Origin of the sequence: Parabacteroides chongii (assembly GCF_029581355.1) — a bacterium.
GTDB classification, from domain to species: Bacteria; Bacteroidota; Bacteroidia; order Bacteroidales; family Tannerellaceae; genus Parabacteroides; species Parabacteroides chongii.
Genome location: NZ_CP120849.1, coordinates 1430214 through 1446031 on the forward strand (window position 1 = coordinate 1430214; position 15818 = coordinate 1446031).

Annotated in this window: 14 protein-coding genes; all 14 read right to left on the reverse strand. The window is 39.1% G+C overall.

What is annotated here, in order from left to right:
- Positions 1-100: 100 nt before the first annotated feature.
- On the reverse strand, positions 101-1855 hold the full coding sequence (locus tag P3L47_RS05535; RefSeq protein WP_277782957.1) for a RagB/SusD family nutrient uptake outer membrane protein: 1755 nt from the start codon (positions 1853-1855) through the stop codon (positions 101-103).
- 16 nt (positions 1856-1871) lie between these two features.
- Positions 1872-5228: a TonB-dependent receptor gene (locus P3L47_RS05540; protein ID WP_277782958.1), complete on the reverse strand. Its 3357-nt coding sequence runs from the start codon at positions 5226-5228 to the stop codon at positions 1872-1874.
- A 206-nt stretch (positions 5229-5434) separates the two neighbouring features.
- A complete protein-coding gene (locus tag P3L47_RS05545) occupies positions 5435-6424 on the reverse strand; it encodes a FecR family protein (protein ID WP_277782959.1) in 990 nt (329 codons plus the stop codon).
- A 76-nt stretch (positions 6425-6500) separates the two neighbouring features.
- A complete protein-coding gene (locus P3L47_RS05550; RefSeq protein ID WP_277782960.1) occupies positions 6501-7088 on the reverse strand; it encodes an RNA polymerase sigma-70 factor in 588 nt (195 codons plus the stop codon).
- Positions 7089-7641: 553 nt separating this feature from the next.
- A complete protein-coding gene (gene tyrS, locus P3L47_RS05555) occupies positions 7642-8934 on the reverse strand; it encodes a tyrosine--tRNA ligase (protein ID WP_122362109.1) in 1293 nt (430 codons plus the stop codon).
- Positions 8935-9031: 97 nt separating this feature from the next.
- A complete protein-coding gene (locus tag P3L47_RS05560) occupies positions 9032-9700 on the reverse strand; it encodes a TatD family hydrolase (protein ID WP_277782961.1) in 669 nt (222 codons plus the stop codon).
- A 3-nt stretch (positions 9701-9703) separates the two neighbouring features.
- Complete coding sequence (gene yidD, locus P3L47_RS05565) at positions 9704-9925, reverse strand: membrane protein insertion efficiency factor YidD (RefSeq protein WP_277782962.1); 222 nt, start codon at positions 9923-9925, stop codon at positions 9704-9706.
- A complete protein-coding gene (gene rnpA, locus P3L47_RS05570) occupies positions 9925-10311 on the reverse strand; it encodes a ribonuclease P protein component (RefSeq protein WP_122362106.1) in 387 nt (128 codons plus the stop codon). Before rnpA ends, yidD begins: the two co-directional genes overlap by 1 nt.
- Entirely contained in the window at positions 10301-11068 is a 768-nt protein-coding gene (locus tag P3L47_RS05575; RefSeq protein WP_199715687.1) for a uroporphyrinogen-III synthase, read from the reverse strand. Before P3L47_RS05575 ends, rnpA begins: the two co-directional genes overlap by 11 nt.
- On the reverse strand, positions 11065-11793 hold the full coding sequence (locus P3L47_RS05580; RefSeq protein WP_122362104.1) for a DUF4271 domain-containing protein: 729 nt from the start codon (positions 11791-11793) through the stop codon (positions 11065-11067). Before P3L47_RS05580 ends, P3L47_RS05575 begins: the two co-directional genes overlap by 4 nt.
- A 107-nt stretch (positions 11794-11900) precedes the next feature.
- Positions 11901-13247: a dihydrolipoyl dehydrogenase gene (gene lpdA, locus P3L47_RS05585; protein WP_277782963.1), complete on the reverse strand. Its 1347-nt coding sequence runs from the start codon at positions 13245-13247 to the stop codon at positions 11901-11903.
- A 21-nt stretch (positions 13248-13268) separates the two neighbouring features.
- Positions 13269-13694 (reverse strand): PH domain-containing protein, encoded by a 426-nt coding sequence (locus P3L47_RS05590; RefSeq protein ID WP_277782964.1) that lies wholly within the window; start codon positions 13692-13694, stop codon positions 13269-13271.
- Between the two features lies 1 nt (position 13695).
- On the reverse strand, positions 13696-14082 hold the full coding sequence (locus P3L47_RS05595) for a hypothetical protein (protein ID WP_277782965.1): 387 nt from the start codon (positions 14080-14082) through the stop codon (positions 13696-13698).
- A 309-nt stretch (positions 14083-14391) separates the two neighbouring features.
- A complete protein-coding gene (locus P3L47_RS05600) occupies positions 14392-15801 on the reverse strand; it encodes an aryl-sulfate sulfotransferase (RefSeq protein WP_277782966.1) in 1410 nt (469 codons plus the stop codon).
- Positions 15802-15818 lie beyond the last annotated feature (17 nt).

Sequence of the window (15818 nt, forward strand, 5' to 3'; positions counted from 1 at the left end):
AGTAGACAGGAAGTGCCCCAAAGTAGTATTTTGCAAAACTTTTAGGGCACCACCCAAGTACAGATGATCACACTAAGGATCATTTATGTAATAACATTGCTTATTCCCAAAGAGGATGTTGTTTCAAAGCTCCGCTAAAACTTTTATTAATAGCACTTTCTGGGATTGGCCAAACATAGAACTTCTTATTATTAAATATACCAGTATGCATAAGAATACCACCTTTTGCTCCATCAGGTATATCAAATAATTGTTCTTTGGTTTCATCGGAAACATCTGTTCGTACATATATTTTGTCCATGTATCCGGCAAATGAACCGTCCGTATTAAATTTAGATATATGTATGGAGTAAAAAGATTTGTTCATCAGCTCTTCTCCGGCACCCCAACGTCTGATATCCCAGTAACGCTTTCCTTCACCAAACAATTCTACCGCTCTCTCATTTCTGATAAATGATCGTAGGCTCTCTCTTGTAGGATAATCGTCTGGAGAAACAGGAGGCATATCAATTCCTGTTCTTCCTCTTAATTTACTCAAAACATCATACACTTCGGCACTCGGTCCATAAGCTTCATTCATAGCCTCGGCATGCATTAACAGTAATTCTCCATACCGATAAACAATAAAGCTGGCATATCCTTCATTTCCTTTACGTTGATGATCCCAATATTTAATATTAATATAGCCGGAAACAGAACGGTCAAGTTGATTATAAGTAGACAACATATAATCATAATTGTTTTCATCCGGATCAAGCGTATTTGACACCCATGCTCCACCATCTACATAGCTACAGACATTCCCCGGATACAACGTTGTTAATTTCAACCGGGGATCACGATTAGCAAAAGGCCTACTCGGATCGTATAACGGGCTTTTATTAATTGGTTTTCCATCTTTACATAAATACATATCAATCAATTCCTGAGAAGAGGCATAATCTCCATACCCAACATCATCATGCCGTGGTCCGAATTCTTGCACACAAAACATATCAGTAGCAATATCTTTCAATCGTACATATTCTAAAATAATTTCCCGCTGGGGATCACTTCCTGCCTGATAACTGGAATGAAACAGATGTTGATAATTTTCAGCTAACCCATATCCTTTTTCGTCAGCTTCTTTTAATGCAGCGCTTGTTGCATCTGCAGCATCTTTGTATGTAGCACCTGCTATTGCCTCTTGGTAACGACAAGCCGTATAAAGCAATAAATCAGCTTTTAAGGTTAATGCAACTAATTTAGTAAGACGACCGCGTTCTCTTTCAGAGGGACTAAGGCTTGGCAAATTCGCAATTGCATTGTTTATTTGCGTCAGTGCTTCATTGAAGACTTCTTCTTTCGGAGATACAGGAATATCTGAATTTTCGACTTCAAGAACCTCTCTCACTATTGGCACATTTTCATATGCTCTAAACATCATAAAATAACGGTAGGCCAATAAATAATTTGTAGTTCCCAAATATAATTTTTTTGCATCCTCAGTCATTTCTACATCATCGATTTTTCCTAACAGAATATAGGCCTCTCGTATTGGAGCATAATCCCAATACAATTCCGCAGTTTTAGATGCTGGGGTCATTGTTCCAAATTGAATATCTGAATAATCACGATTCCCCGATTTAGCCATATTTTGTCCGACCAGATCTGATCTGAAATCAAAAATAGCAGTCTTCGGTGTCGGTACCATAGACCGATAAAATCCATCTGTAAACTGTTTGATATCTGATTCCGTTTTGAAAAATGTGACATCCGTTACACTATTCAAAGGGAGTTTTTCCAAATAACTATCACAAGCTGTTAAGCAGATCGTTGTCAATACTACTAAACTATATTTTAATGTTTTCATCATATTAAATTTGCTAAAATTAGAATGTAACTGATAAACCAAAACTTATAACTTTATTAGGACCAAAGAATGTTGAACCATCTTCTTTATAATCAGCATCAGCTTCTGGATCAATAGGCTCCTGATATCCAGGTGTCCATGTAAATAGATTTTCGGCAGTAAGATAACATCTTAATTTTGATATGGAAGCTTTTTGAGTAATTTCTTTCGGAATCGTATAACCTAACTGTATATTTTTAACTCTGAGATATGCGAAATTCCTTAAATGGAATTCACAAGGACCTGAAGATATTGTTGAGTATTCATTCGCAATCCAGTTATTCTGGGTTAAACGAGTTTGGTCAGCCCATTTATTCGGATTTGCTTCCGTCCAACGATTTTTATAATTATCTTCTAAAATACCTAGTGAAGCCCTTACTCCAGAGAGATAGTGTCCTCCTCCATTTCTAAAAGCCCAACGCTCTCCAACACCATTCAAGACTACAGAAAAGTCAAAGTTCTTATATTCAGCACCTAAATTGATACCAAAAATATAATGTGGGGTTGTGGTCCTATTATCTGCAACTTTATCATCACTTGTTAACTTTCCGTCACCATCAGTATCAACAAATGCTATATCTCCGGGACGTGTTAAAGGAGAAATAAATGCATGGTTATCAATTTCTGCCTGATTTACAAATAATCCATTTGTTCGATAGAGGTAAAATGAATTTCTGGCATTTCCTTCTGCATTATAAGTATTTCCATTTATTTGAACCAATCCCGAACCGAATTTAGAATCATAAGTACCTATTCCTCCCAAACTTACAATCTTATCACGGGTATCAGACAAGTTAGCTCCAATATGATATCTAAAGTCACCGATATTATCGCGCCAGTTTATTTCAATCTCGTATCCTCTGTTGTCTATCGTGTATGTATTTTGAATAGGAGCCTTTGCTCCAAATGTTGACGGAACAACAGGACGCCCAATAATGCCATCTGTACGATCAAAGAAATAATCAAATGATCCGTAAAGCCGATTATTAAAGAAACCAAAGTCAACACCCAAATTGGTTGTTGTTTTCTTTTCCCACGATAAACCCAAATGTACAGGATCACCAATTATAGCCATCGAAGATAATCCGTTTCCAAATGCAAATTTATCAGATGTTTTAATCTGTGTAGCAAATGGATATAATTCTTCTCCTTGATTTCCCAATTGTCCCCAAGATACACGCAGTTTGAGGTTACTCAAGAATTCTATATTTTGCATGAATGCTTCCTCTTTCATTCTCCAAGAAGCAGATACTGACGGGAAAAAACCCCAACGCTGCTTAGGAGAAAAACGAGATGAACCATCATAACGGAAAGTTCCTTCAAAAAGATACTTTTCCTTAAAAGAATATGATAATCGACCAATTAAAGATGCTATAGCCCAATCCGTTGCTTCTGTACTTGCTGTAATATCAGCCCCGGTCCCTGTAGATCCTTTAATCTCACGTATCTCATTATTGGGGAATTTATTAGCTGTTGCTGAAATCTTATCATACCGATTACTTTCAGATTGAAAACCACCCATAACATAAAGATTGTGATCCTCTCCGAACTTTTTTGTATAATCCAACATAACCAAATTATTCAAATAGGTAGATCTTTCCCAGTTTTCCGATACCTGGACTTCTGAACGATTATAACCATAAATATCTCCATTCTCATCCTTATAAGGTATTTTTTTCAATAATGTATTATCTGAATTAAAAGTCATATTTGTTGCAATAGTATACTTCAATAATAATCCATCGATAATCTTAAATTTAGCACCTATTGACATTCTTAAATTATCAAAGTCATATAAACTATTACCCCCCTCTTTTATTAGATATTCAGGATTTGCTCCTAAAGTCGCTTTATTATTATAATCACCATTAGAAAGATAAAATGGGTCAATAGGAGGATTTAATAAAGCATTTCTCATGAGGGTAAACATATCCCCACCTACAGGTCGCGTAATATTCTCTCTTTGATAAGCTATACTAGAATTGATATCAAATCGATCTGTTGGTTTATAATTCAAATTGACAAGTAGATTCCATTTTTCATAATCGTCATTATCAACATGTCCATCCTGAGAAGCGTAACTCCCTGATGCATAAAAATTAAGTTTCTCATTTCCACCACTTATACTCAAATTATGAGTATGTTGAAGTGCAGACTTCTGAATCCAGTCTGTCCATTGGGATTTAGATGGATAACGTGGATCACTACTATTCTCATATTGAGCAATTTGTTCTGTAGTAAAAATATCCGGACTTCCATCTAAACGAGCTGCTTCATTATTAGCCCTCATCCATTCTGCAGAATTGATAAATTTGTAGTTTCCAAAAGGTATCTTCTGTACACCAACAATTCCTGAATAATTAACGGTAGGAGCTCCAGACGAACCTTTTTTAGTTGTTATTAAAACAACTCCACCAGTAGCACGTGAACCATAAATAGAAGCCGCAGCGGCATCTTTCAAAACAGATATTTTCTCAATATCATCTGAACTTACATTATCTATCTCACTAACTATTCCGTCAATCAAGACAAGAGGAGGATTTTTTGAAAAAGTTCCCATTGAAGCTCCACGAATATCGAATGTTTGGGAACTAAACCCTGGACGTCCTGCAGATGAACGAATATTAACACCAGGAGTAATTCCTTGTAATGCCGTTGCAACTTTAGGAACAGACCGATTTTCCAATAAATCAGTATTTACAGATGTAACAGCACTTGTCAAACTCTCTTTTTTCTGAGAACCATAACCAACAACCACAATTTCTTCGAGTTTTTGGGTATCTTCCAATAATTTTATATTAAATACTGTTTTATTTCCCACTGTAATAACCTGGCTAAGATAGCCAATGAAAGAGATCTGAAGCTGAGCATTATCCGGAACTTTAAGCACAAAGTTTCCGTTAATATCAGTCACGGTACCAGTAGTTGTGCCCACAATTGAGATATTTGCACCAATAACCGGATCGCCATTAGCATCGACCACAACTCCCGATATGTTTTTTTCTTTCTGCTCTATAACTGGATACTCTGATTTTACTTCCTTATACAGTACAACATGTTTATCCTTGATCGTATATTTAATATCCTCTTCCTTAAATATTTCATCCAAAATATCCGTAATCAACCTATTTTTAATATTGACAGATATCTTACGATTCACATTCACCTGATTTACATTATAAGTGAAATAAAACGAACTTTCTTGTTCTATCATCGACAAAACATTTGCTACTGTCGTATTCTCAACATTCAACGAAAGCTTAGTCGATTGCGAATAAGTAACACTTGCTGTGATTTGCATTGTACCCAATAATAAAAATAATAAGATACATCTCATAATAAACAGACTTTTTCGGAGCCATGACGATTTATATGTATCACATGGCATACACTTCTTAGTAAAATTCATACATTTGTAAATGATTAGTTAGTAATAAATTTAGGTTGTCTCTAATGCGTTACTTGCTTAATCCGAACCGGGGGTGTTTGCGGCATCTTCGGTTCTTCATTTCTTACAACATCTAGGTTTTCTCCATAAGCAGCTCATTTTAAAGGTTTATAAATCCGTATATGATCGCCCTGGATTTTATAATCCAATTTGCGGGTATCTTTCAATAATGTCAGAACCTGATCTATGGTGGCAGTTTCCTTAAACCGACTGGTAAATACTTCTTTTGTAAGTTCCGGATCCTCTACTGTTATATGAACATTGAAACGCCGTTCCAAATCAGATACAATATCAGCTAATTGTTTATTTATATAGGCTGCTTCTCCAAGTGTCCATGATTTGGTCAAAGAGGCGTTGACAGATTTATTCACTATCAAGCCGCCTTTCTTTGAATAGGTCACCTGCTCATTGGGTTTTAGAGTGACTTTATGCTCATTATCATTTGTGGCAACTTCAACCTTTCCTTCTGCCAAAGTTATGGAAGAAGGCTCCTCATCATATGCTCTTACATTGAACTTCGTACCTAATACTTTTACATGGAGTAAATCAGCATGAACAACAAACGGTGACTTTTCATTATGGGCGACTTCAAAAAAGCCTTCACCTTCAAGTTTAACATCTCGTTCTTTTGAAGAGAATCGAGCAGGATAAGTAAACTTACTATGTGAATTCAACCATACTTTTGTTCCATCAGATAAGGTCAAGGAGACTCTTTGCCCGTTAGGAACTTCCACCATATTCATTGCAACCGGTTCTTCCCTTAACTGGTAAAATAAATTAGTACTTAATAATCCTATTAATACGATGGCAGCAGCATACTTTAACCATACTATATAAGCAGAACGTCTCTGAACTATTTGAACTTTTGTTTCCTTTTCCTGTAATCCGGACATAAAACGAGCATAGGCCATTTCAATTTCTTGTTTGTCAGAAAAGCGCAACTGATCTTTCAGGCTCCAGATACGTTCCATTTCAAACAACCAATCGGCATTCGCTTGACTGGCTGCAATCCATTGATCAATCTCTTTTATTTCTTCCGGAGTACAACGGTGGGTTAAAAATCGTATTAATATATCTTCGTTCATATGTCTTCCTTATTATTTATATAGAAGACAACCGAGAGTATTAAAACTACGTAGTCAAAAACGAAAAAAGTTCAAATTAATTTATTATTTGAACAAAAGCGATATAAAGTATTAGCAAATCTTTTAAATCCTTCCGAAGGAAAAGTACTGCATTCCGTACATGGCTCTCCACTGTACGCACTGATATTCCGACCTTTTCTGCAATTTCTTTATGAGACATATCTTCATAATAACACAAACGGAATACCTTTGCTGTTTTTGGTGGTAATTTCTTCACAGAAGCTTCTATCTGTTCATGAAGGTCCCAGTCTATTACCTGCTTCAGTACATCATTTGAATCAGTCCGATCATTCAAGAATTCAATACGAGCCTCAGCTATTCGCACCCTGACCTCATACTCTTCTATAACCATCTGATGTTTCAAATAATTCAGACATCTGTTCTGTACCCATTTAAAAAGGAAAGATTGTATATTAGCAGCATCTATCAACTTTTTCTGTTCCCAATAAGACGTAAAAACATCCTGTACCAAATCTTTTGCAACGTTTTCATCTACAAAACGGCAGGCCAAAGCCATAAGTCGCGGATAAAAACATTCGAAAAAAGATTTGAAAGCAGCACGATCCCCTTCTTTTACTTTTTGTATGTCTATTGGTAATTGCACAATACATGATTTTTCCGTCTGCAAAATAAACATTTATATTTAAACTCTATTCACTATTCCTACATTTATTATTCATTCAATAAAATTTAAGGAAAGAGCTTTCATTTCTATACACAGAAAAAAATTGCTGATAACATCAACCTTAACCAGGGGTTTCAGCTACATATAAATTTCAAAAAAAAAGAAAAACCGTTTACTATCATATAGATAATAAACGGCTCTCTTTTCTGTTTGTTGTCTCACGAGGATTCGAACCTCGACAGACAGAACCAAAAACTGTAGTGCTACCATTACACCATGAGACAATCCAGCGCTTTATTTAAAGCGATGCAAAGGTAAGAATAAATTCTTACCCTGCAAGCATTTTTTCTATTTTTTCTTCCTTATAGGAATATAGCTATCGCCATTCCAATCTCCAGCATCTTACACTAATTTGTATTCGAACACTTTTGCGTTTGATATATATCAAACGAATAAAACACATATATGCTTCTTTCATTTGATAATTGTGTTCCTTTCGTTTAATATTGCTGGAACGATTGTTTGTTCAGTATTATTTTGCGATCAACAAATAATAATTCTTTTTACCTCTCTGAACCAACAGATACTTTTCATCCAACAGAGAAGAACAATCAATAACAGTTTCAGCATCAGCCAATTTCTCTTTGTTAATACTGATACCACCACTCTGTACCAGCTTACGCATTTCACCTTTAGATGCAAAAACGGCTGCTTTCTCAGTGAACAGGTCGATTGCCTTTACGCCGGCACTCAACTCGTCACGACTGATCTCAAACTGCGGAACACCATCAAATACGGCCAACAAAGTATCTTCATCGAGCTTCTTCAAAGCTTCAGAAGTAGAGTTACCGAACAAGATATTGGAAGCTTCAACAGCAGCTTCGTAATCTTCTAGAGAATGAACCATTACAGTGATCTCTTTCGCCAAACGTTTCTGCAAAGGACGAAGATGAGCAGCAGCTGCCTGTTCTTCTTCCAGGGCAGCGATTTCTTCTTTACTCAGATCCGTAAATATCTTAATATATCTTGCCGCATCCGCATCACTTACATTCAACCAGAACTGGTAGAATTTATAAGGAGAGGTATAACGACGGTCCAACCACACGTTACCCGATTCTGTCTTACCGAACTTACCACCGTCTGCTTTCGTGATCAACGGACAAGTAAGGGCAAATGCTTCACCACCTGTTTTACGACGGATCAATTCCGTACCGGTAGTAATGTTACCCCACTGATCGGAACCACCCATCTGCAAACGGCAACCTTCATTCTGATACAGGAACAGATAATCGTATCCCTGCAATAATTGATAAGAGAACTCAGTGAAGGACATACCTACGCTTGATTCGGAGCTAAGACGCTTCTTTACAGAATCCTTAGCCATCATATAATTAACAGTCAGGTGTTTACCGATATCACGGATAAAGTTCAGGAATGAATAATCCTTCATCCAGTCATAGTTGTTTACCAACTTGGCTGCATTAGGAGCATCCGAATCGAAATCCAGGAATTTAGCCAACTGCTTTTTAATACTTTCCTGATTGTGACGAAGTGTTACTTCATCCAGCAGATTACGCTCTGCCGACTTCATTGAAGGGTCTCCGATCATACCGGTGGCACCACCGACCAGAGCGATAGGACGGTGTCCGGCACGCTGCAAATGCTTCAGCATCATGACACTAACAAGGTGTCCGATATGTAATGAATCGGCCGTCGGGTCAATGCCTACGTACGCAGAAGTCATTTCTTTCTGTAACTGCTCTTCTGTTCCGGGCATCATATCATGAATCATGCCCCTCCATCTTAATTCTTCAACAAAATTCATCGTTTTAATTATAGGTTTATATTGAATGCGGGCAAAGGTACGACTTAAAATTGAGAATTGATAATTGACAATTGACAATTATTTGATACAGCAAGGGTTAGTATCCCTTGTTCCGGGAATTAACGGATAAAAGAAATACATTCTGTACATTCTTTTCCAATGTAGCTGTAAGCTCTTCAAGGGATATACACAAAGAGGATGCTATTTTCCGATAAACCGAACGAATATCGATTGCCGCATCATCTGTTTCTGCAAACAAACGATCCGGCCATGCTGCCTGTAATGCCTGTTGATTGAAATACTCTCCGAAAGACAGGAAAAATTCTTGTTTAAGCAGTTGTTGAGCCAATATGCCATTTCCACGGAAACCATGAATAATCCAGGGGACACGGGGTTTCATCGATTTCCTCTGCATAATCAATTCATCCCATGCTTTTACGCAATGAATAATAAGCGGTTTACCGCTCCTTTCCGCCAAAGCAGCCTGCTTTGCAAATACATCCGACTGAATATCCAATGGTGTTTCTGACAATTTATCCAATCCGGCCTCACCGACAGCTACTACAGAGGGACACAAGACTGCTGACTCCAAACGGAGGAATTGTCCTTGTACATTATTATATATATACCACGGATGGATACCTACCGAACACCATTGCCCGGAAAAAGAGTTTTCTTCCTTTTCATTTCCTATAATCCTGTTGATGATTGTAACATCCTCGGGATCGATAGCCGGATGATGCGCATGTATATCGTAATAATTCATAATCTACGGTACGGGATCATATCCGCTTCCCCCCCAGGGATGGCATCGGAGTATACGTTTTACAGCCAAGTAAAGGCCTTTTATTGGACCATACTTTTTGAGGGCCTGCACAGCATATTCGGAACAGGTAGGAGTATACCTGCACGAAGCCGGTGTCATAGGTGAGATGCAATATTTATAGAAATAGACCGGCAACAGGAGCAGTGCAGTAAAGAATTTCTTCATTATTCTTTTTCGCGCAATATCCGGATCGCTTTCGTCATCGCTTTCTCCATATCCGTAAAAGGATGAATCTCTTTATCCACATAAAGGAAAGCAATCAGCATGCGCTTGTTTTTTTCTGTCAACGGATCGATCAGATCGTATTTACGTACCCGGTAGGCTTCACGTACCTGACGTTTGATCAGGTTTCGTTTTACGGCACGTTTGAATTTTTTCTTGGGGACGCTGATCAGGATAGAGACAGGAGCAGACATCTCTTCCTCCAGCGGTAAATAAACGACCCGTAGTGGAAACGCCACAAATGATTGTCCTTTTTCAAATAACAGGTCAATGTAACGTTTCCACGACAGGCGTTCTTCTTTTGAAAGGGTATACCTTCTATTTTCCATTCTTTTTGTTTCCACCCAACTCTTTCTTCAGATATAAATCCAAAGCAGCTGTCATTGAAGGAGCTTCAGGTGTGGGCGCTTCCACATCCAATCGAAGGCCGGCATCCTTAACAGCTTTTGCCGTCGTAGGTCCGAAGCACCCGATTTTGATATCCTCCTGCTTAAAATCCGGGAAATTTTTCAACAAAGAAGAAATACCTGAAGGACTAAAAAATACCAACATATCGTAATCGAATTTCTCATCTTTAGCAAATTCGTTACTAACAGTTCTATACATAACCGCCTTTACATAGCTGATTTTTTTAGCTTCAAGCAAACTCAACAAATCATCCTTATGCACGTCAGAAACCGGCACCAGATATTTTTCCTTTGCATGTTTTGCAATAACAGTCACCAGATCTTCAGGCTTTCCAGTCTGACCGAAAAATATTTTACGCTTCCTGTATACAATATACTTCTGAAGGTAAACTGCAATAGCTTCCGTCATACAGAAATATTTCATTGTTTCCGGAATAGTGACACGTAGTTCTTCACATAAATGGAAAAAGTGGTCAATAGCTGTACGCGCAGTAAAAATTACCGCCGAATAGTCCAGAATAGAAATTCTCTGCTGTCTGAACTCTTTGGAAGAAAGAGCTTCAACTTTGATAAAAGGACGGAAGTCGATCTCGACCCCATATTTCTCTGCAATGTCGAAATACGGTGACTTCTCGGATGCAGGCTTCGGTTGTGATACCAGCAACTTTTTGATGTTCAATGCCATAGAGTACTCGTCTCAATAAAGTTATACAAAAAAATCATACCTTCGTACAAAAATATGAGGGGTAAGATTTCTTGGGTGCAAAGGTACAAACTAATATACAAAAGTCCGATATTATTCTTGTGAAATATACGTATTGTCTTATAAATTATTACAAAACGGCACAAAAAATAGAAAATACAAAACATTATCACGGGAGCCAATGTTTTACTTCCTACGAACATCAACCAAACGACCGGAATATATAACAAAATGCCCCACGCTCCCATAATGGCATTATAATTTTTCTTCCAGAACTTGTACTTCTCAGGCACTGCAAAAACGAATCCCAACAGATAATAACTCAGTTGTTTGAACTGATAGAACAGGAACAGCACACCCAAAATGGCCGTAATTGCCAGCAAAACCTCTTTCCCGTCCACGTAACTGACCATTTCCCTTGTCCGGGCTATCGAAAACAAGGCGATACTACAAAGTAACAACGCCTGGAATGTCATGAAATTACGAAAGAAAGAACCACGCTTCCCGGCCGTTTCATCAAACAGGTTCTGCCGTTCTTTCAGATATACCACATCTTTCATCATCTTTACAAAATGCTGAAAATTAGACCGGAATATTATGGCAAAGGCAATCAACAAGGATAGCAGCAGCGTGAATATGACATCATCCACCAGCTGTCCGTCCCACAAACGAATGCCTACATATCCTTCAAACAGATCCATCTACTTTTTATTTCGCGCAAAGGTAGGGATAAAATCAATACTTCTAAAATAAAATATCCCGACCATCACTTGAATGACCGGGACATTTACATATATAAAGAACTGTATTATAATGCTTCTTTTATAATTTCACCGACTGTCGGATGCGGGAATACGATCGACTTCAATTCCTCAGCCGTCATACCTTTTTCAATGGCGATACCTGCAATAACGATCAGCTCGGAAGCCGGATTACCCAGCAGGTACGCTCCTATCACTGTCTCGTCTTCCGACAGGATCAGTTTACATACACCGTTACCCTGCTCATTTTCCGCCACAAAACGACCGGAGAAAGCCATCGGCAGTTTCTTTACGGTATAAGGGATTCCGTCCGCCTGCAATTCCTCTTCCGTCTTACCTACGCCGGCTATTTCAGGATTGGTATAGACTACACCCGGAATTGCTTTATAGCTCATACCGGCTCCCGCCTTGCCCAGGATATGTTTAATCGCCACTTCCGCCTCACTGACTGCCGTATGAGCCAGCAGGGAGAATGCCGTGATATCGCCACAGGCATAGACATTCGGAAGAGATGTCTGCATATATTCATTGACTTTTATGCCATTGCGGAAAGGTTCAAGCGATAAAGTCTCCAGTCCGAACCCTTTCGTCACCGGCCGGCGGCCTACACTCAGCAAGACCTTTTCACCCTTGATCACAAAACTTTCTCCATCTTTCTCAACAGTCACTTCACCTTCGTGGACAGCCGTCACTTTATGGCTCAGATAAAATTGAATGCCTCTCTTGGCATATTCAGCCTGAAGCATTTCAGAAAGCTCCTTATCCATCGGACCTAGTATCTTATCCAGCATTTCGACTACATGAACTTCGGTTCCCATGCTATTAAAGAAAGAGGCAAACTCCATACCGATCACACCGCCTCCGATGATAACTAGAGAAGCAGGAAGCTCTTTTGTTTGCAGGGCTTCACGGCTGGTCCAGTAATCGGTTTCCGCCAGACCGGGGATAGGAGGAATAACCGTTTCCGATCCCGTACACAACAGCAGGTTTGCTGCTTCATACGTTTCTTCACCACAGGCGATAGAGATTGTACCGTCAGCTGCACGTCCTTTTATCTCCGCTTCCCCAACAACAACTACGACACCATGTTCCGTCATCTTCATACGGATACCGGCGGTCAGTTTCTTTACAACCTTATTTTTACGGGCAATAATCTTAGGGAAGTCGAAAGTCGGATTCTCTGCCTTAACAGCATATTTCTGTGCATGTTTTATGGTATCATACACTTTAGCCGAATAAAGAAGTGTTTTCGTAGGGACACAGCCTTCATTGAGACAGACACCGCCTAACGCGTTCTTTTCAAACAACACAGTGGACAGTCCACTCGCTGCCGCTTTTTCAGCAGCCGTATAACCGGCAGGTCCCCCGCCAATTATAGCAACATCGTATTTCATGTTATCAGATTTAATTAAGTTTTATATTTGGATTCCTTCATTGCGCCTGATCTCGATATCCGGATTGAACTTCTTCAGTAACTTTACAAACTCTTTTTCGTTCTGCGGAGATATCAGCATCCACATTTTGCCTTCTTTCCAGATCACAATCCGATCCAAGGATAAAGAATAGCTAAAAACGGGGAGAATAGACGGTTGTAACGCCTCTATATCGGCTATGGCGATTTTCTTTTTAGGAAAGAAACCACAACGGAGCAACAACATACCGTCTGCTGTAACCACATAGTACGTATTGAAAAACACATGCAAGGTCAATGCACTGGCAACCAATGTAGTAACAATTGCCACCACATTCTGATGCAGCAGGGATACGACGCACAAAACTGCCAACACAATGATCAACAGGTGGTACCACCACCCGATCTTAGATTTAAAGACTCTATCCATTTCACGAATTTTCGCGCAAGATAGTCATTTCTTCATTTACTTGTTGTAAAGCGGCCACAAAACCTTCGGTATCGACCGGGTGTACCGTGTTGGTGTACTCCTTGTCTTTATAGGGCTTCGCATAATAGATCACTACACTACCCGACTGCTTGACAAAAAGCTTTTCCATATCTTTTATCGGGATCGCCACAAAATTACCTTGTGTCAGATAGCCTTTATCTATCTTATAAGGATATAATGCAGGAACAATAAGAACAAGGATCAGAATATAAGCTGCCGGCTGCCGTATCTCATTCAAATACAGTAATCCAAAAAGGATAAGCATACTAACCGCTATCGCGACATGTTTTGGAGTCACTATTCTCTTTCTAAACGTCTGCTTTTCCATAACCTTACCTATTAAAGTTAGTAATAAGCAATATTACAAAATTCTACCCACATTTAAAAGCTTATTGGGATATATATTCTCTACAATCCCGAAGAACCCGTAAAACTCGTTTTAAACGAGGCAAATTTTGTTTTAAACAAGATTTTTCTCGTTTTAAACGAACTGGAGACTCGTTTTAAACGAATTTGAGGTCCGTTTAAAACGAGAAAATACGCTGTCAAGAAAAGACTACCGCTTTTTAAAGTACAGCTGTAAAGACAAATTGCTCTATAATAGTATTATAGTTCATATTAATCAATGATAATAACTTTAATATTCTATCTTTGGAATATAAACAGATCTGTAAGACTGATGTAAGCCTAAAATCGTACGTAACACCGTTCCTTTTTTATCCGTAAAGACCACAGTGCTCGTTTGTGTCGAGCCGAACATCAGTAAGTTTTCGTTCAATATCTGGACATTGCTCATATACGGGGAACTGTATTCCGGCAAGGTCACTTCCATAGTAACATCTGCTTTCCGGGATTTTTCATCGACAGCATAGATCAATGCACGGGAAAGATGTGAGCTGATGCCATTATCAAAAACCAGCACCTCGTCCGGTTTCAAAGGTTCCACACAGTGCATGCCATTGGCATATCCCATTTCAGGCATATCCACATTCCCGTCTTTACCCACCCGGTACAAGACCTTTCCTGTCGATCTTTCTATCTTCCACAACTCGCTTCTCCAGTTGAAAGACATATAAATATTCCCTTCCGAGTCAAAGTTAACGGAATTGGCATGCAACCAGTCGTCTTTATACCAGATCGGATTTTCCAATACGCTGGTGACCGGCACCATCTCCATAATATTAGGATCGTCTGCCGGGTCTAACTCGCCGAAACAATCCCATTCCTCCAGCTTGTTACCTTCCATATCAAAGATGGTATAACCGTCTCCCCATACAGTTTCCTCCTTACCTCCTCCACGTTCGGTAAGGTCGAATGTCTTAGGTGTATAATTGACCAATATCAGGTTCCCGTCCGGCATGCGGCGAATATCATGGTGGGCATAGAACTTATCGAATACCTTATCCAGTAATTTCTTGCCCGTCAGATCCATGACGACCATCTCATTCCCTGTATAATCCTTTTCGGCATAAGCACCGATGATGCAACAGATCGTATTTGTCTTTTCATCGAAATTCGCCACACGTACAGCTTTCTCCATATTCTGATACCATACCACATTCCCTTCGGTATCGACCATCGTAATATACCCGGGCCGGTCTGTCTTCATCAACAGAATATATCCGGGAAGGCTTTCTTCCAATTTATTAATCGGCATCGAATAGACGGGGACACCTGCAGGCAACGAGGCTGTCGTAAATTTATACTCATCGGAAACAGTCGACGCACTGCCTGTAGAGGCCTGTACCTTAAATGTATATTGAGTTTCCGGCTCCAGCAAGACCAATGTCGAAGTTGCAGAACCGTCAGACTCTGCCAAAACGGTCTTCTTTTTCGATGTTTCGTCGTCGTTCTTCCAATATTCGATCTGATAGTTTACTCCCTGTTTAAATTCTATATTGACATCCATCCTCAATACATTATCCGATTGAGGAGAAACCTGTATCGACCGGATCAATTCTGTCGGAGCCACTTCTCCTTCCGGTTCATCACTACACGCTACGAAAGCGAGCAATAACATCATACACAAATACTTCGTAAAATTCATACTATTAAATTTATTGA

Coding starts and splice junctions, on each gene's coding strand:
- P3L47_RS05535 (WP_277782957.1), bottom strand. CDS start 1,855: ATGATGAAAACATTAAAATATAGTTTAGTAGTATTGACAACGATCTGC.
- P3L47_RS05540 (WP_277782958.1), bottom strand. CDS start 5,228: ATGAGATGTATCTTATTATTTTTATTATTGGGTACAATGCAAATCACA.
- P3L47_RS05545 (WP_277782959.1), bottom strand. CDS start 6,424: ATGAACGAAGATATATTAATACGATTTTTAACCCACCGTTGTACTCCG.
- tyrS (WP_122362109.1), bottom strand. CDS start 8,934: ATGAATTTTGTTGAAGAATTAAGATGGAGGGGCATGATTCATGATATG.
- P3L47_RS05560 (WP_277782961.1), bottom strand. CDS start 9,700: ATGAATTATTACGATATACATGCGCATCATCCGGCTATCGATCCCGAG.
- yidD (WP_277782962.1), bottom strand. CDS start 9,925: ATGAAGAAATTCTTTACTGCACTGCTCCTGTTGCCGGTCTATTTCTAT.
- rnpA (WP_122362106.1), bottom strand. CDS start 10,311: ATGGAAAATAGAAGGTATACCCTTTCAAAAGAAGAACGCCTGTCGTGG.
- P3L47_RS05580 (WP_122362104.1), bottom strand. CDS start 11,793: ATGGATCTGTTTGAAGGATATGTAGGCATTCGTTTGTGGGACGGACAG.
- lpdA (WP_277782963.1), bottom strand. CDS start 13,247: ATGAAATACGATGTTGCTATAATTGGCGGGGGACCTGCCGGTTATACG.
- P3L47_RS05590 (WP_277782964.1), bottom strand. CDS start 13,694: ATGGATAGAGTCTTTAAATCTAAGATCGGGTGGTGGTACCACCTGTTG.
- P3L47_RS05595 (WP_277782965.1), bottom strand. CDS start 14,082: ATGGAAAAGCAGACGTTTAGAAAGAGAATAGTGACTCCAAAACATGTC.
- P3L47_RS05600 (WP_277782966.1), bottom strand. CDS start 15,801: ATGAATTTTACGAAGTATTTGTGTATGATGTTATTGCTCGCTTTCGTA.